The sequence below is a fragment of the Stutzerimonas stutzeri RCH2 genome (assembly GCF_000327065.1).
In the GTDB taxonomy this organism is placed as follows: Bacteria; Pseudomonadota; Gammaproteobacteria; order Pseudomonadales; family Pseudomonadaceae; genus Stutzerimonas; species Stutzerimonas stutzeri_AE.
The window spans coordinates 3,771,159-3,790,779 of the sequence record NC_019936.1 but is presented as its reverse complement, the minus strand read 5'-3'; the positions used below and the strand labels follow the sequence as shown (position 1 = coordinate 3,790,779).

Here is a 19,621-nt window from a genome sequence, read left to right as displayed (position 1 = left end):
CAATTGGCTGCAGCGGCTAAACCCCGAGGCAGCAACTGAATTGCTTGACGACCATAGAGCGTTGGAACCACCTGATCCCATCCCGAACTCAGTAGTGAAACGACGCATCGCCGATGGTAGTGTGGGGTTTCCCCATGTGAGAGTAGGTCATCGTCAAGCTCCTTTCCCAAACCCCCGATCCGCGCAAGCGGGTCGGGGGTTTGCTTTTGGGCTCTGGAAATCACTGTAGGCACTTGGAGTTGGTGCCGCTATTATTCGGGCCTCGTTATGGGGGTGGCATGAATAGGCTGTTGAAGTTACTCCAAGATGGTCGCTTTCATTCTGGTCAGGAGCTGGGTGATGCCTTGGGCGTAAGCCGTAGCGCGGTATGGAAGCATGTACAGCGTCTGCAGGAGGAAACATCCCTTTCGCTCTACAAGGTTCCAGGTCGCGGCTACCGCCTAGCTGAGCCGCTATCCCTGCTGAACGGCGAAGAGCTTACGCCACAGCTGGTGCGGTTCGGTTGGACTTTGCATCTTTACGACGCCATAGACTCCACCAATGCCGAGGCTTTGCGTCTATTGCCGCTGGAACGCACGCCCTTCCTAGTAATGGCTGAGACCCAGACCGCGGGAAGGGGAAGGAGGGGACGCCTCTGGGTTAGTCCCTTTGGGCAAAATCTGTACTGCAGTTTGGCGTTCAAGGTCCACGGAGGGGCGCGGCAGCTTTCCGGCATGAGTCTGGCGGTTGGCTTGGCGGTCATGCGTGCATTGCGTCTCGCAGGGGTTACGCAGGTAGGTTTGAAATGGCCAAACGACGTATACGCAGACGGCCGAAAAATTGCCGGGATCCTGCTGGAGCTGACTGGTGATCCGGCGGACGTATGCCATGTAGTGGTCGGTATTGGTATCAACGTGAATATGAGCAGTGCCGAGGGGATAGACCAGCGTTGGACGTCAATGAAAGAGCATATCGGTATGGTCGATCGGAACGCGCTGGTGGTTACGTTGGCTGAGGCGCTGAAGCGCTATCTAGAACGGCATGCCAGCATGGGGTTCTCGGCGCTGAAGGACGAATGGGAAGCCAGTCATATCTGGCAGGGACAAAAATGTACGCTCAGTACCGGAGCCCATGACTATTCGGGTGTGGTCGTGGGGGTCGATCAGCAGGGCGGCCTGAGGCTCATGATCGAAGGGAGCGAGCGCGTATTCAATGGTGGGGAGCTTAGCTTGAGGCTGGACCGATGATTCTTGAGCTGGACTGCGGTAACAGCTTGATCAAGTGGCGCGTTTTGCAAGCTGGCTCCGGCGACGTTGTAGCGCAAGGCGCATCAGCATCGGTGGCGGAGTTGCTAGATGTACTTGCTGGCTCCGCTGTCTCCAATATCGCCCGCGCGCGGCTGGTCAGCGTGAGGAGTGATGCCGAGACAGCTGATTTGTGTTCTCGTCTTTCCGGTACCTTACAAATTGATGTGCAGCAGGCAGCCCCTTCGGCCCGGCTTGGCGGCGTGGTAAATGGGTATGTAGATTACTCGCGTCTCGGCCTGGATCGTTGGCTGGCTATTGTTGGCGCCTTTCAAATGAAGCCGGGTGCCATGCTCGTGCTGGATCTTGGAACAGCAATCACCGTTGATTTCGTCGATGGCCATGGCATGCATCTGGGGGGGTATATCTGCCCGGGCGCTTCACTGCTTCGGCAGCAGTTGCATAGCCATACGCGGCGTATCAATTACGAGATGGAGGAGGCTACAGCGGCGCGATGCGCATATGCCCCCGGGCGCAGCACGGTTGAGGCGGTAGAACGGGGTTGCTACTTGATGTTGCGTAGTTTTGTTAGCTCCCAGATTCAGCAAGCCAGCGCTTATCTGGGGACAGACTTCTCTATTTACTCCACGGGCGGGGATGCAGCGTTGATCGACGATATTGCGCAAATCCAATACGTGCCAGACTTGGTATTCCGGGGATTGGCGGTCGCTTGCCCCTAGCGGCATTAGTTAAGGTCGAGTCTGCATGCGTTGGTTATTCTTACTATTAGTGCTGTTGAACGTTTTCTTTTGGGGGCAGCAACAATACCAAGCACCGGTGCGAGTCAAAGAGATCGGCCCGCTTGCCACGTATAGCCGCCCGCAGCAAAACATCACGCTCCTGAGTGAGTCTGCTAGTCCAGAGAGAAGGCAGTCACAGTTAACGCCTGTTGAACCGGTTGGTGACGCCTGTCTGTTCCTTGGTGGCTTCGATGAGGAGCTACAAGCGCAGTCCCTGGAGCAGCGACTGTTGAGTCTGGACATTCAGTCCGACATGCAGCGCCTAGACGTGGCTGTCGGCGTGGATTATTGGGTATACCTGCCGCCTTTAGCTTCCAGGCAGGCGTCGCTGCGACAGCTGCGCGAATTGCAAAGCCGCAACATAGATAGCTACATCATCACTGTGGGAGATCTCGCTAACGGCATTTCCCTGGGGATTTTCTCTCGGAAAGACTCGGCAGAAGGAGTCGTGGCACGCTTGCGCGAGGTGGATTACTCAGCCTTGGTCAGAGAGTTGCCGAGGATGCACAGCAAATATTGGGTGCGGATTGCCGCTGCTAGTCGTCATCAACTGGATGGTGAAATCTTGGAGGCTCTCAAGAAAGATATGCCGGCATTGCAGCATCGCCAAATGCCCTGCGCAGGCGTTGCATCTTCCGAATAGTTTGCATAGAATGGCGCCCGCTTCGCCGTGGGGGTTGTGTTGTTACTCGGCGAAGCGGCTGTCAATGTAGCTAAGCTCAAGATTTATATGAGAAAAAGCTTGACAGTAGGGTGGCAAGTGATGAAAATGCCGCCTCACTTTGGAGGGGTTCCCGAGCGGCCAAAGGGATCAGACTGTAAATCTGACGTCATAGACTTCGAAGGTTCGAATCCTTCCCCCTCCACCAGATTCAAGCGTAAGCTTCGGCGTTCGCGGGTATAGTTTAGTGGTAGAACCTCAGCCTTCCAAGCTGATGATGCGGGTTCGATTCCCGCTACCCGCTCCAGCTTCGATGGTTACGAAATATGCTTCGCTCATGTAGCTCAGTTGGTAGAGCACACCCTTGGTAAGGGTGAGGTCAGCGGTTCAAATCCGCTCATGAGCTCCAAACCCCAAAGGCAGATATGTAAATATCTGCCTTTGTTTTAATGGTGGCGTGACTAGCTCAATTCAACGATGGGAGACGGTCTCGATGGCTAAAGAAAAGTTCGAACGTAACAAACCGCACGTCAACGTCGGCACCATTGGTCACGTCGACCATGGCAAGACCACTCTGACGGCTGCTCTGACTCGCGTGTGCTCCGAGGTATTCGGTTCCGCTCGTGTCGACTTCGACAAGATCGATAGCGCCCCGGAAGAGAAGGCTCGCGGTATTACCATCAACACCGCTCACGTAGAGTACGACTCCAACATTCGTCACTACGCGCACGTTGATTGCCCGGGTCACGCTGACTATGTGAAGAACATGATCACCGGTGCTGCCCAGATGGACGGCGCGATCCTGGTTTGCTCGGCTGCTGACGGCCCCATGCCGCAGACTCGCGAGCACATCCTGCTGTCCCGTCAGGTAGGTGTTCCGTACATCGTCGTGTTCCTGAACAAGGCCGACATGGTTGACGACGCCGAGCTGCTCGAGCTGGTGGAAATGGAAGTGCGTGATCTGCTCAGCACCTACGATTTCCCGGGCGACGATACTCCGATCATCATCGGCTCCGCGCTGATGGCTCTGAACGGTCAAGACGACAACGAGATGGGCACCACTGCCGTCAAGAAGCTGGTCGAGACTCTGGATACCTACATCCCTGAGCCGGTTCGTGCCATCGACAAGCCGTTCCTGATGCCGATCGAAGACGTGTTCTCCATCTCCGGCCGCGGTACCGTGGTTACCGGTCGTGTGGAGCGCGGCATCGTCAAGATCCAGGAAGAAATCGAGATCGTTGGTCTGCGTGACACCACCAAGACCACCTGTACCGGTGTCGAGATGTTCCGCAAGCTGCTCGACGAAGGTCGTGCGGGTGAGAACTGCGGCGTGCTGCTGCGTGGCACCAAGCGTGATGACGTCGAGCGTGGCCAGGTTCTGGCTAAGCCGGGCACCATCAAGCCGCACACCAAGTTCGAAGCTGAAGTGTACGTTCTGTCCAAGGAAGAAGGTGGTCGTCACACTCCGTTCTTCAAGGGCTACCGTCCGCAGTTCTACTTCCGTACCACTGACGTTACCGGTTCGTGCGAGCTGCCGGAAGGCGTTGAGATGGTAATGCCGGGCGACAACGTGAAAATGGTTGTTACCCTGATCAAGCCGATCGCCATGGAAGACGGCCTGCGCTTCGCGATTCGCGAAGGTGGTCGTACCGTTGGTGCTGGCGTGGTTGCCAAGATCGTCGAATAACGATTGATCTGTTTGAAGCAGGTCGGCATAATAGTCGGCCTGACTCTTTCTAGGCCAGTAGCTCAATTGGCAGAGCGGCGGTCTCCAAAACCGCAGGTTGGGGGTTCGATTCCCTCCTGGCCTGCCATTTTCAATAACGAAATTGGCAGTCTTTACAAGGTTCTAGCAGATGAATATCAAAGCTGAAGCCAATGACGCGCGCTTCGATCTGGTGAAGTGGTTTGTTGTGGCTGCTTTGGTGGTGGTTGCCGTTGTCGGTAACCAATATTACTCCGCTGAGCCGATTCTTTATCGTGTCCTTGCGGTTCTGGCAATTGGTGTGGTTGCTGCGTTTGTCGCGTTGCAGACCTCCAAGGGTCGATCTTTCGCGGTGCTGCTGAAAGAGGCGCGCGGCGAGATTCGCAAGGTCGTTTGGCCGACCCGTCAGGAGACCACTCAGACTACGTTGATCGTTGTCGTTGTGGTGCTTGTGATGGCGCTGCTGTTGTGGGGGCTTGATTCCCTTCTCGGCTGGTTGGTTTCCATGGTTGTTGGTTAAGGGTGTCTCGTGGCTAAGCGTTGGTATGTTGTGCATGCTTACTCGGGTTACGAGAAGCACGTCATGCGCTCCCTGGTTGAGCGCGTCAAGCTTGCCGGCATGGAAGATGAGTTCGGTGAGATTCTTGTTCCGACCGAAGAAGTGGTCGAGATGCGTAATGGGCAGAAGCGCAAGAGTGAGCGCAAGTTCTTTCCTGGCTACGTTCTCGTCCAGATGGAAATGAACGAGGGTACTTGGCACCTCGTCAAGGATACGCCTCGTGTAATGGGCTTCATTGGTGGTACGGCGGACAAGCCGGCGCCCATTACCGATAAAGAAGCAGAAGCTATCCTGCGTCGCGTTGCTGACGGAAGTGATAAGCCGAAGCCTAAGACGCTCTTCGAGCCGGGTGAGGTGGTGCGTGTGGCGGATGGTCCGTTCGCAGACTTCAATGGTGTGGTTGAAGAAGTCAATTACGAGAAGAGTCGGATCCAAGTCGCGGTCCTGATCTTCGGCCGCTCTACGCCGGTAGAGTTGGAGTTCAGTCAGGTCGAAAAGGTTTAACTGGACGAAGCATCCCGACCCCGCAGCTAAAGGCTGCGGGGTTTTGTCGTCATCGGGATAAATCAGCAATGGGGAGCCGCAAGGCGTTATAACCCGTAACGGAGTAACTATGGCTAAGAAGATTCAAGCTTACATCAAGCTTCAGGTAAAGGCCGGTCAGGCTAACCCGTCGCCGCCCGTTGGTCCTGCTCTGGGTCAGCATGGCGTGAACATCATGGAATTCTGCAAGGCATTTAATGCTCGGACCCAGGGCCAGGAGCCAGGTCTGCCGACTCCCGTGATCATTACCGTTTACAGCGATCGCAGCTTCACTTTTGAAACCAAGAGTACTCCGGCTGCGGTGCTGCTTAAGAAGGCTGCTGGAATCACCAGCGGTTCCGCTCGTCCCAACACCCAGAAGGTCGGCACCGTTACTCGTGCACAGTTGGAAGAGATCGCCAAAACCAAGCAGGCTGATCTGACTGCTGCCGAAATGGAAGCTGCCGTACGAACCATCGCAGGTTCGGCTCGCAGCATGGGCCTGAATGTGGAGGGTGTGTAATGGCTAAGTTGACCAAGCGCCAGAAGGCTATCGCCGAGAAGATCGAGACCGGCAAACAGTATGCTTTCGAAGACGCTGCCAAATTGCTGGCGGAAGTCTCTGCAGTCAAGTTCACCGAGTCGTTCGATATCGCGATCAACCTTGGTGTGGATCCGCGCAAATCAGACCAGGTTGTTCGCGGTGCCACCGTTCTGCCGAACGGTACTGGCAAGACTGTCCGCGTTGCCGTGTTCACCCAAGGTCCAGGCGCCGAAGCCGCTCTGGCCGCTGGTGCTGATCGTGTTGGCATGGACGAGCTGGCTGCTGAAATGAAAGGCGGCGATCTGAATTACGACGTAGTGATCGCGTCCCCGGATGCCATGCGCGTGGTCGGTCAGTTGGGTCAGATTCTCGGTCCGCGCGGCCTGATGCCGAACCCGAAGGTCGGTACCGTGACTCCGGACGTTGCTACTGCGGTCAAGAACGCTAAGGCCGGTCAAGTACGTTTCCGTACTGACAAGAACGGCATTATCCACACCTCTGTGGGCAAGGTTGGTTTCGAAGCTGGTCAGCTGAAGCAGAACGTTGAAGCGTTGCTCTCGGATCTGAAGCGTCTGAAGCCTTCCACTTCAAAAGGTATTTACGTCAAGCGCGTGACCCTGAGCACCACTATGGGTCCGGGACTGGTCATTGATCAGGCTTCCCTGGAAGCGTAAGACAGCAGCGCCCCGCTCGCGGGGCGTTTGAAAGATTGGGGTCCCTGCCTGGCGGGGGCTATCCAAGACCGTAGGCGGCGCAAGCCTTAAACCAAAAGCCTACGCAGAGGTGCTCCCGATTCGTACCGAATCAGACACCAAATCCCGTCCGGTTTCGACCGGATGAACCGGTAACATCCAGGAGTGTAACCCGTGGCAATCAAACTCGAAGACAAGAAGGCCATCGTCGCTGAAGTCAACGAGGCTGCCAAAGCTGCCCTGTCCGCTGTCGTGGCTGATGCCCGTGGCGTGACCGTGGGGGCCATGACCGGACTCCGTAAAGAGGCCCGCGAAGCTGGCGTTTACGTGCGCGTTGTACGTAATACCCTGCTGCGCCGCGCTGTTGATGGCACTCAGTTCGAAGTGCTCAACGACGTGTTCAAAGGCCCGACCCTGATTGCGTTCTCCAATGAACATCCGGGCGCTGCTGCTCGTATCTTCAAGGAGTTCTCCAAGGGTCAGGACAAGTTCGAGATCAAGGCCGCTGCGTTCGAGGGTCAGTTCCTCGCAGCCAATCAGATCGACGTGCTGGCAACTCTGCCGACTTACGACGAAGCCATTTCTCAGCTGATGAGCGTTATCCAAGGCGCTACCAGCAAGCTGGCTCGTACATTGGCGGCCGTTCGCGACCAGAAAGAAGCTGCTGCTGCTTAAGCGGTTGGCTACTTTCGCAATCACTTTTTGAATTAGATGGCCGCAGGCCGTCACCTAAATACAGGAACTAGAGTCATGGCTCTGACCAACGAAGACATCATCAACGCCGTTTCCGAAATGTCCGTGATGCAGGTTGTTGAACTGATCAAGGCAATGGAAGAGAAGTTCGGCGTTACCGCTGCTGCTGCTACCGTAGCCGCTGCCGGCCCGGCTGCCGCTGCTGTCGAAGAGCAAACCGAGTTCACCATCGTTCTGGCCGAAGCTGGCGAGAAGAAGGTCAACGTGATCAAGGCAGTTCGCGAGCTGACCGGTCTGGGCCTGAAAGAAGCCAAGGCTGTCGTTGACGGCGCCCCGGGCGTGGTCAAGGAAGGCGTTTCGAAGGAAGAAGCCGAAGCTGCCAAGAAGGTTCTGGAAGAAGCAGGCGCCAAAGTCGAGCTCAAGTAAGCGACGACCTTGCGTCTACAGCCCGAGCGACTCGCGAAAGGCTGATGGCTGGTGGCTCTTGCCACCGGCCTTTTTCCGTTATGGAAAGCCAGCCACGCTGGCTGTTCCTCGGAAAGCCACCTCAGGGTGGTGCGAATCAAGGGATTCGCAAGATTTTCTGGCTGCTCCCGTCGGGAGAAGCCAACAAGCAGGTGACCAAGCTGGGGAACGCTGATGGCTTACTCATACACTGAGAAAAAACGTATCCGCAAGGACTTTAGCAAGTTACCGCACGTGATGGACGTGCCGTATCTTTTGGCCATCCAGCTGGATTCGTATCGCGAATTCCTGCAGGCGGGAGCGACCAAAGATCAGTTCCGCGACATTGGCTTGCATGCAGCCTTCAAATCCGTTTTCCCGATCATTAGCTATTCCGGCAATGCAGCGCTGGAATACGTCGGCTATCGCCTTGGTGAGCCGGCTTTCGATGTCAAGGAATGTGTCCTGCGCGGCGTGACATTTGCTGTCCCGCTGCGTGTAAAAGTGCGCCTGATCATTTTCGACAAAGAATCGTCGAACAAGGCCATCAAGGACATCAAGGAACAGGAAGTTTACATGGGGGAGATCCCCCTGATGACCGAGAACGGTACCTTTATCATCAACGGTACCGAGCGCGTCATCGTTTCCCAGCTGCACCGCTCGCCAGGCGTATTCTTCGACCACGACCGCGGCAAGACTCACAGCTCCGGCAAGCTGCTGTACTCGGCGCGCATCATTCCTTACCGTGGCTCTTGGCTGGACTTCGAGTTCGATCCGAAGGACGCCGTCTTCGTTCGTATCGACCGTCGTCGCAAGCTGCCGGCATCGGTGCTTTTGCGTGCGCTGAATTACAGCACCGAAGAGATCCTGGATGCCTTCTACGACACCAATGTCTTCCATGTGAAGGGCGAGACCCTTTCGCTGGAATTGGTGCCGCAGCGTCTGCGTGGTGAAATCGCCAGTTTCGATATCAAGGACGAAAACGGCAAGGTCATCGTCGAACAAGGTCGCCGTATCACCGCTCGCCACATCAATCAGCTCGACAAGTCCGGCATCAAAGAGCTCGAGATGCCGATGGACTACGTGCTGGGCCGCACCGTTGCCAAGGCGATCGTGCATCCGGCCACCGGCGAAATCATTGCCGAGTGCAACACCGAGTTGACCGTCGATGTCATGGCGAAGATCGTCAAGGCGCAGGTTGTCCGCTTCGAGACCCTGTACACCAACGACATCGATTGTGGTCCGTTCATTTCCGACACGCTGAAGATCGATTCGACCACCAACCAGCTCGAAGCTCTGGTGGAGATCTACCGGATGATGCGTCCTGGCGAGCCGCCAACCAAGGATGCAGCAGAGACGCTGTTCAATAACCTGTTCTTCGCCTCGGAGCGTTACGACCTGTCTGCAGTCGGTCGGATGAAGTTCAACCGTCGTATCGGTCGCACCGAGATCGAAGGTTCCGGTGTGCTGAGCCGCGAAGACATCGTTGCGGTCCTCAAGACGCTGGTCGATATCCGTAACGGCAAAGGCATTGTCGACGACATCGATCACCTGGGTAACCGCCGTGTCCGTTGTGTCGGCGAGATGGCCGAGAATCAGTTCCGTGTTGGCCTGGTACGTGTTGAGCGTGCGGTCAAAGAGCGACTGTCGATGGCCGAAAGCGAAGGCCTGATGCCGCAAGATCTGATCAACGCCAAGCCGGTTGCGGCGGCGGTGAAGGAGTTCTTCGGTTCCAGCCAGCTCTCGCAGTTCATGGACCAGAACAACCCGCTCTCCGAGATCACTCACAAGCGCCGTGTTTCAGCTCTTGGCCCGGGTGGTCTGACCCGTGAGCGTGCCGGCTTCGAAGTTCGTGACGTACACCCGACCCACTACGGCCGCGTGTGCCCGATCGAAACGCCGGAAGGTCCGAACATCGGCCTGATCAACTCGCTGGCCGCTTATGCCCGCACCAACCAGTACGGCTTCCTGGAAAGCCCGTATCGTGTGGTCAAGGAAGGCGAAGTTACCGATGAGATCGTCTTCCTCTCGGCAATCGAGGAAGCTGACCACGTGATCGCCCAGGCCAGCGCCAAGCTGGACGGCCGCAAACTGGTCGACGAACTGGTTGCCGTGCGTCACCTGAATGAGTTCACCGTCAAGGCGCCGGAAGACGTAACCCTGATGGACGTGTCGCCAAAACAGGTCGTCTCTGTCGCTGCCTCGCTGATTCCGTTCCTTGAGCACGACGACGCCAACCGCGCCCTGATGGGTTCGAACATGCAGCGTCAGGCCGTGCCGACCCTGCGTTCGGACAAGCCTCTCGTCGGTACCGGCATGGAGCGCAACGTGGCGCGCGACTCCGGCGTCTGCGTGGTTGCTCGTCGTGGCGGTGTGATCGATTCGGTCGACGCCAGCCGCGTGGTCGTGCGCGTCCATGATGCTGAGGTCGAGACCGGCGAAGCGGGTGTCGACATCTACAACCTGACCAAGTACACCCGTTCCAACCAGAACACCTGCATCAACCAGCGTCCGCTGGTTCGCAAGGGTGACGTGGTGGAGCGCGGCGACATCATGGCTGATGGTCCGTCCACCGATATGGGTGAGCTGGCGCTCGGGCAGAACATGCGCGTCGCGTTCATGCCCTGGAACGGTTACAACTTCGAAGACTCCATCCTCCTCTCGGAGCGTGTGGTTCAGGAAGACCGTTTCACCACTATCCATATCCAAGAGCTGACCTGTGTGTCGCGTGACACCAAGCTTGGCCCAGAGGAAATCACCGCGGACATCCCCAACGTGGGTGAGGCTGCGCTGAACAAGCTGGACGAAGCGGGCATCGTCTACGTCGGTGCCGAAGTCGGCCCGGGCGATATCCTGGTCGGCAAGGTCACCCCGAAAGGTGAGACCCAGCTGACTCCGGAAGAAAAGCTGCTGCGTGCGATCTTTGGTGAGAAGGCGTCCGATGTTAAGGACACCTCGCTGCGGGTGCCGACTGGCACCAAGGGCACCGTTATCGACGTGCAGGTGTTCATCCGTGACGGCGTCGAGCGTGACTCTCGTGCGCTGGCGATCGAGAAGATGCAGCTCGACGAGATTCGCAAGGACCTCAACGAAGAGTTCCGCATTGTCGAAGGCGCGACTTTCGAGCGTCTGCGCTCGGCTCTGGTGGGCGCGACTGCCGAGGGCGGTGCTGGCCTGAAGAAAGGCGCGGTAATCACCGACGAGATCCTCGACGGTCTGGAGCATGGGCAGTGGTTCAAGCTGCGCATGGCCGAAGACGCACTGAACGAGCAGTTGGAGAAGGCCCAGGCTTACCTGTCCGACCGCCGTCAGCTGCTCGACGACAAGTTCGAAGACAAGAAGCGCAAGCTGCAGCAAGGCGATGATCTGGCGCCTGGCGTACTGAAGATCGTCAAGGTTTACCTGGCGATCAAGCGTCGCATCCAGCCGGGCGACAAGATGGCCGGTCGTCACGGTAACAAGGGTGTCGTCTCGGTGATCATGCCGGTCGAAGACATGCCGCATGATGCCAACGGTACGCCGGTCGACATCGTGCTCAACCCGCTGGGTGTGCCGTCGCGTATGAACGTCGGTCAGATCCTCGAAACCCACCTGGGTCTTGCGGCCAAGGGTCTGGGTGAGAAGATCAACCTGATGCTGGAAGAGCAGCGCAAGGTTGCCGAGCTGCGCAAGTTCCTGCACGAGATCTATAACGAGATCGGCGGTCGTCAGGAAAGCCTGGACGACCTGAGCGATCAGGAAGTCCTGGACCTGGCGAACAACCTGCGTAAGGGCGTTCCGATGGCTACTCCGGTATTCGACGGAGCCAAGGAGCGCGAGATCAAGGCCATGCTCAAACTGGCCGATCTGCCGGAAAGCGGTCAGATGCAGCTGTTCGATGGGCGCACCGGTAACAAGTTCGAGCGCACCACCACTGTCGGCTACATGTACATGCTCAAGCTGAACCACCTGGTCGACGACAAGATGCACGCGCGTTCCACCGGTTCCTACAGCCTGGTTACCCAGCAGCCGCTGGGTGGTAAGGCGCAGTTCGGTGGTCAGCGCTTCGGGGAGATGGAGGTCTGGGCACTGGAAGCCTATGGCGCCGCGTACACCCTGCAGGAAATGCTCACGGTCAAGTCGGACGACGTGAACGGGCGGACCAAGATGTACAAGAACATCGTGGACGGCGATCACCGCATGGAGGCCGGCATGCCGGAATCCTTCAACGTGTTGATCAAAGAAATCCGCTCGCTCGGTATCGATATCGATCTGGAAACCGAATAACCACGCACCGCCTGCGCGGCATCCGGCACTAGCCGGTTGCCGCAGGTCCGTGAGGAGGAAAGGCCTTGAAAGACTTGCTGAATCTGTTGAAAAACCAGGGTCAAATCGAAGAGTTCGATGCCATCAAGATTGCCCTGGCTTCGCCCGAGATGATCCGTTCCTGGTCCTTCGGTGAAGTAAAGAAGCCGGAAACCATCAACTACCGTACGTTCAAGCCAGAGCGTGACGGCCTGTTCTGCGCCAAGATCTTTGGCCCGGTAAAGGACTACGAGTGCCTGTGCGGCAAGTACAAGCGCCTCAAGCATCGCGGCGTGATCTGCGAGAAGTGTGGTGTTGAAGTCGCACTGGCCAAAGTGCGTCGCGAGCGCATGGCGCACATCGAGCTGGCTTCGCCGGTCGCCCACATTTGGTTCCTGAAATCGCTGCCGTCCCGCATCGGCCTGCTGCTGGACATGACCCTGCGTGACATCGAGCGCGTGCTCTATTTCGAGAGCTACGTCGTTATCGATCCGGGCATGACCACCCTGGAAAAGGGTCAGCTGCTGAATGACGAGCAGTACTTCGAAGCGCTGGAAGAGTTCGGTGACGACTTCGACGCCCGCATGGGTGCCGAGGCCGTGCGCGAGCTGCTGATCCAGATCGATCTGGAGCACGAAATCGGTCGTCTGCGCGAGGAAATCCCGCAGACCAACTCCGAAACCAAGATCAAGAAGCTCTCCAAGCGTCTGAAGCTGATGGAAGCCTTCTATGGCTCGGGCAACCTGCCGGAGTGGATGATCCTCACCGTGCTACCGGTACTGCCGCCGGATCTGCGTCCGTTGGTTCCGCTGGATGGCGGTCGCTTCGCGACTTCGGATCTCAATGATCTGTATCGCCGCGTGATCAACCGTAACAACCGTCTGAAGCGCCTGCTCGACCTGTCGGCGCCGGACATCATCGTGCGCAACGAAAAGCGCATGCTGCAAGAGGCCGTCGATGCACTGCTGGACAACGGCCGTCGTGGTCGTGCCATCACCGGTTCGAACAAGCGCCCGCTGAAGTCCCTGGCCGACATGATCAAGGGCAAGCAGGGTCGCTTCCGTCAGAACCTGCTCGGTAAGCGCGTGGACTACTCCGGTCGTTCCGTCATCACCGTGGGCCCGACCCTGCGTCTGCACCAGTGCGGTCTGCCGAAGAAGATGGCCCTCGAGCTGTTTAAGCCGTTCATTTTCGGCAAGCTGGAAATGCGCGGCATGGCCACCACCATCAAGGCGGCCAAGAAAATGGTCGAGCGCGAGCTGCCCGAGGTCTGGGACGTTCTCGCCGAAGTGATTCGCGAGCATCCCGTGCTGCTCAACCGCGCGCCGACTCTGCACCGTCTGGGTATCCAGGCATTCGAGCCGGTGCTCATCGAAGGCAAGGCGATTCAGCTGCACCCGCTGGTCTGTGCTGCGTACAACGCCGACTTCGACGGTGACCAGATGGCCGTGCACGTGCCGCTGACGCTGGAAGCCCAGCTGGAAGCGCGCGCGCTGATGATGTCGACCAACAACATCCTGTCGCCAGCCAACGGCGAGCCGATCATTGTGCCGTCGCAGGACGTGGTTCTGGGTCTCTACTACATGACCCGTGAAGCCATCAACGCGAAGGGCGAGGGTCGCGTGTTCGCTGACCTGCAGGAAGTCGACCGCGTATTCCGCGCCGGCGAAGCCTCGCTGCACGCCCGGGTGAAGGTGCGCATCAACGAAGTGATCAAGGATCGCGACGGCAGCATCACCAAGAACACCCGCATCGTCGACACCACCGTTGGCCGCGCGCTGCTGTTCCAGATCGTCCCGGACGGCATGGCCTACGACGTCGTCAACCAGCCGATGAAGAAGAAGGCAATCTCCAAGCTGATCAACCTGTGCTACCGCACTGTTGGTCTGAAGGACACTGTGATCTTCGCCGACCAGCTGATGTACACCGGTTTCGCCTACTCGACTATCTCCGGCGTTTCCATCGGCGTGAATGACTTCGTCATTCCGGATGAGAAAGCACGCATCATCGATGCGGCAACCGAGGAAGTTAAGGAGATCGAAAGCCAGTACGCGTCGGGCCTGGTAACTCAGGGCGAGAAGTACAACAAGGTGATCGACCTCTGGTCCAAGGCCAACGACGAAGTTTCCAAGGCGATGATGGCCAACCTCTCCAAAGAGAAGGTCATTGATCGCGATGGTAAGGAAGCCGAGCAGGATTCGTTCAACTCGATGTACATGATGGCTGACTCGGGTGCGCGGGGTTCGGCTGCGCAGATTCGCCAGCTGGCCGGTATGCGCGGCCTGATGGCCAAGCCGGATGGCTCGATCATCGAAACGCCGATCACTGCGAACTTCCGTGAAGGTCTGAACGTACTCCAGTACTTCATCTCCACGCACGGTGCTCGTAAGGGTCTGGCGGATACCGCACTGAAAACCGCGAACTCCGGTTACCTGACCCGTCGTCTGGTCGACGTCGCGCAGGATCTGGTGGTCACCGAGGTCGATTGCGGCACCGAGCAGGGTCTGTTCATGACCCCGCACATCGAGGGTGGCGACGTGGTCGAGCCCCTGGGTGAGCGCGTCCTCGGCCGCGTGATCGCGCGTGACGTACTCAAGCCTGGCACAGACGATGTGCTCGTGCCTGCCGGTACGCTGGTTGATGAGCAGTGGGTCGACTTCATCGAGCTGAACAGCATCGACGAAGTGGTCGTGCGTTCGCCGATTTCCTGTGAAACCCGCTACGGTATCTGCGCCAAGTGCTACGGCCGTGATCTGGCCCGTGGGCATCAGGTCAACATTGGTGAAGCAGTAGGTGTAATCGCTGCGCAGTCGATCGGTGAGCCGGGTACCCAGCTGACCATGCGTACCTTCCACATTGGTGGTGCGGCGAGCCGGACGTCGGCTGTCGACAACGTCATGGTCAAGAACGGCGGTACCATTCGCCTGCACAACCTGAAGCACGTCGAACGTGCCGATGGCGCGCTGGTCGCGGTTTCACGTTCCGGTGAGCTGGCGGTTGCGGACGATTTCGGTCGTGAGCGCGAGCGCTACAAGCTGCCGTACGGTGCGGTCATTTCCGTGAAGGAAGGCGACAAGGTTGATGCTGGTGCTGTGGTGGCCAAGTGGGATCCGCACACTCACCCGATCGTCACCGAGATGAAGGGTGTCGTGACCTTCGTCGGCATGGAAGAGAACATCACCATCAAGCGCCAGACCGATGAACTCACCGGCCTGACCAACATCGAGGTGATGGATCCTAAGGACCGTCCGGCATCGGGCAAGGACATCCGTCCGGCGATCAAGATGGTCGACGCCAATGGCAAGGAATTGCTGCTGCCGGGCACCGACGTGCCGGCCCAGTACTTCCTGCCGGCTAACGCTCTGGTGGGTGTGGCTGACGGTGCCGAGATCAATGTGGGTGACGTTATCGCACGTATCCCGCAGGAAACCTCGAAGACCCGCGACATTACCGGTGGTCTGCCGCGCGTTGCCGACCTGTTCGAGGCGCGTCGTCCGAAGGAGCCATCCATCCTGGCGGAAATCAGCGGTACGATTTCCTTCGGCAAGGAAACCAAGGGCAAGCGTCGCCTGGTCATCACTCCGACCGACGGTAGCGATCCGTACGAAGAGCTGATCCCGAAGTGGCGCCATCTGAACGTTTTCGAAGGCGAGCAGGTAAACAAGGGTGAAGTGATCTCCGACGGTCCGAGCAATCCGCACGATATCCTGCGTCTGCTGGGTGTCAGCGCGCTGGCCAAGTACATCGTCAACGAGATCCAGGACGTGTACCGCCTGCAGGGCGTGAAGATCAACGACAAGCACATCGAGACCATTCTGCGTCAGATGCTGCGCAAGGTTGAAATCACCGAGTCGGGCGATTCCAGCTTCATCAAGGGTGACCAGATGGAGCTGACTCAGGTGCTGGAGGAGAACGAGCGCCTGAGCGAAGAGGACAAGTTCGTCGCCAAGTACGTGCGCGTCCTGCTGGGTATCACCAAGGCTTCGCTGTCGACCGAGTCGTTCATTTCAGCCGCCTCCTTCCAGGAGACCACGCGCGTACTGACCGAGGCGGCCGTGACTGGCAAGCGCGACTACCTGCGTGGCCTGAAGGAGAACGTGGTCGTGGGTCGCCTGATCCCGGCTGGTACTGGCTTGGCCTATCACAGCGAGCGCAAGCGCAAGCGTGATGCTGACAAGCCGGTTCGCGTAAGCGCCGATGAAGTCGAAGCGGCTCTGACCGAGGCGCTGAACTCCAGCGGTAACTAAGTGCGCGGCCCCGGCGGCGAGCCGGGGTCCGCCTTGACGGTGGGCGAGAAGCTCTTTAGACTCTCGTACCCCTAATTTGGCGGGGCTTCGTGCCCTGCCATTTTTCGTTTGTGTCGAAAGACAACAGTGGAGCTAGTAGATGGCAACTATCAACCAGCTGGTACGTCAGCCGCGTAAGCGGGTCGTCGAGAAAAGCGACGTCCCTGCGCTGCAAAACTGCCCGCAACGTCGTGGCGTGTGCACTCGTGTGTACACCACCACGCCGAAGAAACCGAACTCTGCACTGCGTAAAGTGTGCCGCGTTCGCCTGACCAACGGCTATGAAGTCGCCTCGTACATCGGCGGTGAAGGCCACAACCTGCAAGAGCACAGCGTAGTGCTGATCCGTGGCGGTCGTGTAAAAGACCTTCCGGGTGTGCGCTACCACACTGTGCGCGGTTCGCTGGATACTTCCGGCGTTAAAGACCGTAAGCAGGGTCGTTCCAAGTACGGCGCCAAGCGCCCGAAATAAGCAGTATTTCTATTTATTTGAGTCGATAAGAGTAAGGTCGGGCGTGACTTGAAAGTTACCGTTCCGAGCTAACCTGAAGACCGTTTGAGGGCTTATCAATGCCAAGACGTCGTGTAGCAGCCAAGCGCGAGATCCTTGACGATCCGAAGTACGGAAGTCTGATCCTGGCCAAGTTCATGAACCACGTGATGGAGAGCGGCAAGAAAGCCGTTGCCGAGCGTATTGTTTATGGCGCACTGGACAAGGTGAAGGAGCGCAAGAACAGCGATCCCCTGGAAATCTTCGAAAAAGCACTCGATGCCATCGCTCCGCTGGTCGAAGTTAAATCCCGCCGTGTTGGCGGTGCTACCTACCAGGTTCCGGTCGAAGTTCGTCCTTCCCGTCGCAATGCCCTGGCCATGCGCTGGCTGGTAGACGCTGCGCGCAAGCGTGGCGAGAAATCCATGGCGCTGCGCCTTGCTGGCGAGCTGATGGATGCTTTTGAAGGTAAAGGCGCTGCAGTCAAGAAGCGTGAAGACGTGCACCGTATGGCTGAAGCCAACAAGGCCTTCTCGCACTACCGCTTCTAAATCAAGCGCAACTTTTACGAGGACCTTATTGTGGCCCGTACTACCCCTATCAACCGCTACCGTAACATCGGTATCTGTGCCCACGTCGACGCGGGCAAGACCACCACGACGGAGCGGATTCTGTTCTACACCGGCCTCAGCCATAAGATGGGTGAAGTGCACGACGGCGCAGCGACTACCGACTGGATGGTTCAGGAGCAGGAGCGTGGTATTACCATTACCTCTGCTGCTGTAACAACCTTCTGGCAGGGTTCGCGCGGTCAGTACGACAACTATCGCGTCAACGTCATCGATACTCCCGGGCACGTTGACTTCACCATTGAGGTGGAGCGCTCGCTTCGCGTTCTCGATGGTGCTGTGGTTGTATTCTGCGGTACTTCCGGCGTTGAGCCGCAGTCCGAGACCGTATGGCGTCAGGCCAACAAGTACGGTGTTCCGCGTATCGTCTACGTGAACAAGATGGACCGCCAGGGAGCCAACTTCCTGCGCGTAGTTGGTCAGATCAAGCAGCGACTGGGTCACACCCCGGTCCCGGTCCAGCTTGCTATCGGCTCCGAAGAGAACTTCGAAGGTCAGATCGATCTGATCAAGATGAAGGCCATCTACTGGAACGATGAAGACAAGGGCACCAGCTATCGCGAGGAAGAGATTCCGGCAGAGCTGATGGATCTGGCTGAAGAGTATCGCTCCAACATGATCGAGGCTGCGGCCGAGGCCAACGAAGAGCTGATGAACAAGTATCTCGAGGGCGGTGAGCTCACCGTTGACGAAATCAAGGCTGGTCTGCGTCAGCGCACCATTGCCTGCGAAATCGTTCCGGCTGTCTGTGGCTCGTCCTTCAAGAACAAGGGCGTGCCCCTGGTTCTCGACGCCGTCATCGACTTCCTGCCTGCGCCGACCGAGATTCCGCCGATTCAGGGTGTCAATCCGGACAACGAAGAGCAGGTCGACGAGCGTCATGCGCGCGACGACGAGCCTTTCTCTGCGCTGGCATTCAAGATCGCCACCGACCCATTCGTGGGTACGCTGACCTTCACTCGTGTTTATTCGGGCGTTCTGTCTTCCGGTGACTCGGTGATCAACTCGGTCAAGGGCAAGAAAGAGCGCGTGGGTCGGATGGTGCAGATGCACGCCAACCAGCGTGAAGAAATCAAGGAATGTCGCGCGGGTGATATCGCCGCTCTGATCGGCATGAAGGACGTCACCACTGGTGACACCCTGTGCTCGATCGAGAAGCCGATCATTCTCGAGCGTATGGACTTCCCGGAGCCTGTGATTTCGGTTGCTGTGGAGCCGAAAACCAAGGCTGACCAAGAGAAGATGGGTATTGCCCTGGGTAAGTTGGCTCAGGAAGATCCGTCGTTCCGTGTTCAGACCGACGAAGAAACCGGTCAGACCATCATCTCGGGTATGGGCGAGTTGCACCTCGACATTCTTGTCGATCGTATGCGTCGCGAATTCAACGTCGAGGCGAATATTGGCAAGCCGCAGGTTTCCTATCGCGAAACCATTACCAAGGACAACGTCGAGATCGAAGGTAAGTTCGTCCGTCAGTCTGGTGGTCGCGGTCAGTTCGGTCATTGCTGGATTCGTTTCTCCACTCCGGATGTGGACGAGAAGGGCAATATCACCGAAGGTCTGGTATTCACCAACGAGGTGGTCGGTGGTGTGGTTCCGAAGGAATATATCCCGGCGATCCAGAAAGGCATCGAAGAGCAGATGAAGAACGGCGTCGTTGCCGGCTATCCGCTGATCGGCCTGAAGGCTACCGTATTCGATGGTTCCTACCACGACGTCGACTCCAACGAGATGGCGTTCAAGGTAGCGGCTTCCATGGCTACCAAGCAGCTGGCCAGCAAGGGCGGCGGCAAGGTGCTTGAGCCGATCATGAAGGTCGAAGTAGTGACCCCTGAAGACTACATGGGCGACGTGATGGGTGACCTGAACCGTCGTCGCGGTCTGATCCAGGGTATGGAAGACTCGGTATCCGGCAAGGTTATCCGTGCCGAGGTTCCGCTCGGAGAGATGTTCGGTTATGCGACCGACGTCCGTTCCATGTCTCAGGGTCGCGCGAGCTACTCCGTGGAATTCTCCAAATACGCTGAGGCTCCGGCGAATATCGTCGAAACACTCGTTAAAAAACAAGGTTGATTCAGCCCTTTAAGTA

Annotated in this window: 15 protein-coding genes, 4 tRNA genes and 1 rRNA gene; all 20 read left to right on the top strand. The window is 57.7% G+C overall.

The window, feature by feature from the left end:
* Positions 1-43 precede the first annotated feature (43 nt).
* The 20 genes from rrf to fusA all read left to right on the top strand — a co-directional run bounded on the left by rrf (position 44) and on the right by fusA (position 19,605).
* Positions 44-159: ribosomal RNA gene (gene rrf, locus PSEST_RS17630) — 5S ribosomal RNA — on the top strand.
* Positions 160-278: 119 nt separating this feature from the next.
* The gene (birA, locus tag PSEST_RS17625) at positions 279-1,226 is read left to right on the top strand and encodes a bifunctional biotin--[acetyl-CoA-carboxylase] ligase/biotin operon repressor BirA (RefSeq protein WP_015278301.1); all 948 of its coding nucleotides are present in this window, start codon (positions 279-281) and stop codon (positions 1,224-1,226) included.
* Entirely contained in the window at positions 1,223-1,963 is a 741-nt protein-coding gene (locus tag PSEST_RS17620) for a type III pantothenate kinase (protein ID WP_015278300.1), read from the top strand. The genes birA and PSEST_RS17620 overlap by 4 nt, the downstream gene beginning before the upstream one ends.
* 25 nt (positions 1,964-1,988) lie before the next feature.
* Complete coding sequence (locus PSEST_RS17615; RefSeq protein WP_015278299.1) at positions 1,989-2,666, top strand: SPOR domain-containing protein; 678 nt, start codon at positions 1,989-1,991, stop codon at positions 2,664-2,666.
* Positions 2,667-2,807: 141 nt separating this feature from the next.
* Positions 2,808-2,892, top strand: a tRNA-Tyr gene (locus PSEST_RS17610).
* A 25-nt stretch (positions 2,893-2,917) separates the two neighbouring features.
* A tRNA-Gly gene (locus PSEST_RS17605) sits at positions 2,918-2,991 on the top strand.
* A 26-nt stretch (positions 2,992-3,017) separates the two neighbouring features.
* A tRNA-Thr gene (locus PSEST_RS17600) sits at positions 3,018-3,093 on the top strand.
* 84 nt (positions 3,094-3,177) lie between these two features.
* On the top strand, positions 3,178-4,371 hold the full coding sequence (tuf, locus tag PSEST_RS17595) for an elongation factor Tu (RefSeq protein WP_015278291.1): 1,194 nt from the start codon (positions 3,178-3,180) through the stop codon (positions 4,369-4,371).
* 51 nt (positions 4,372-4,422) lie between these two features.
* Positions 4,423-4,498 (top strand) — tRNA-Trp (locus tag PSEST_RS17590).
* Between the two features lie 42 nt (positions 4,499-4,540).
* Positions 4,541-4,909, top strand: a complete 369-nt coding sequence (gene secE, locus PSEST_RS17585) for a preprotein translocase subunit SecE (RefSeq protein WP_015278298.1) — start codon at positions 4,541-4,543, stop codon at positions 4,907-4,909.
* Between the two features lie 9 nt (positions 4,910-4,918).
* Positions 4,919-5,452 (top strand): transcription termination/antitermination protein NusG, encoded by a 534-nt coding sequence (gene nusG, locus PSEST_RS17580; protein ID WP_015278297.1) that lies wholly within the window; start codon positions 4,919-4,921, stop codon positions 5,450-5,452.
* A gap of 109 nt (positions 5,453-5,561) precedes the next feature.
* Positions 5,562-5,993: a 50S ribosomal protein L11 gene (gene rplK / locus PSEST_RS17575; RefSeq protein ID WP_003280820.1), complete on the top strand. Its 432-nt coding sequence runs from the start codon at positions 5,562-5,564 to the stop codon at positions 5,991-5,993.
* Positions 5,993-6,688: a 50S ribosomal protein L1 gene (gene rplA / locus PSEST_RS17570; protein ID WP_015278296.1), complete on the top strand. Its 696-nt coding sequence runs from the start codon at positions 5,993-5,995 to the stop codon at positions 6,686-6,688. The genes rplK and rplA overlap by 1 nt, the downstream gene beginning before the upstream one ends.
* A 192-nt stretch (positions 6,689-6,880) precedes the next feature.
* Positions 6,881-7,381 carry a 50S ribosomal protein L10 gene (gene rplJ / locus PSEST_RS17565; protein ID WP_003280824.1) on the top strand — a complete coding sequence of 167 codons (501 nt, stop codon included), beginning with the start codon at positions 6,881-6,883 and terminating at the stop codon, positions 7,379-7,381.
* Positions 7,382-7,456: 75 nt separating this feature from the next.
* Positions 7,457-7,825: a 50S ribosomal protein L7/L12 gene (rplL, locus tag PSEST_RS17560; protein ID WP_015278295.1), complete on the top strand. Its 369-nt coding sequence runs from the start codon at positions 7,457-7,459 to the stop codon at positions 7,823-7,825.
* 213 nt (positions 7,826-8,038) lie between these two features.
* Complete coding sequence (gene rpoB, locus PSEST_RS17555) at positions 8,039-12,109, top strand: DNA-directed RNA polymerase subunit beta (protein WP_015278294.1); 4,071 nt, start codon at positions 8,039-8,041, stop codon at positions 12,107-12,109.
* 65 nt (positions 12,110-12,174) lie between these two features.
* Positions 12,175-16,374 carry a DNA-directed RNA polymerase subunit beta' gene (gene rpoC, locus PSEST_RS17550; protein WP_015278293.1) on the top strand — a complete coding sequence of 1,400 codons (4,200 nt, stop codon included), beginning with the start codon at positions 12,175-12,177 and terminating at the stop codon, positions 16,372-16,374.
* A 139-nt stretch (positions 16,375-16,513) separates the two neighbouring features.
* Positions 16,514-16,885: a 30S ribosomal protein S12 gene (rpsL, locus tag PSEST_RS17545; RefSeq protein WP_003280832.1), complete on the top strand. Its 372-nt coding sequence runs from the start codon at positions 16,514-16,516 to the stop codon at positions 16,883-16,885.
* A gap of 98 nt (positions 16,886-16,983) precedes the next feature.
* Positions 16,984-17,454, top strand: coding sequence for a 30S ribosomal protein S7 (gene rpsG, locus PSEST_RS17540; protein WP_003280834.1), 471 nt, complete (start codon positions 16,984-16,986; stop codon positions 17,452-17,454).
* 30 nt (positions 17,455-17,484) lie between these two features.
* A complete protein-coding gene (fusA, locus tag PSEST_RS17535) occupies positions 17,485-19,605 on the top strand; it encodes an elongation factor G (protein WP_015278292.1) in 2,121 nt (706 codons plus the stop codon).
* Positions 19,606-19,621: the final 16 nt, after the last annotated feature.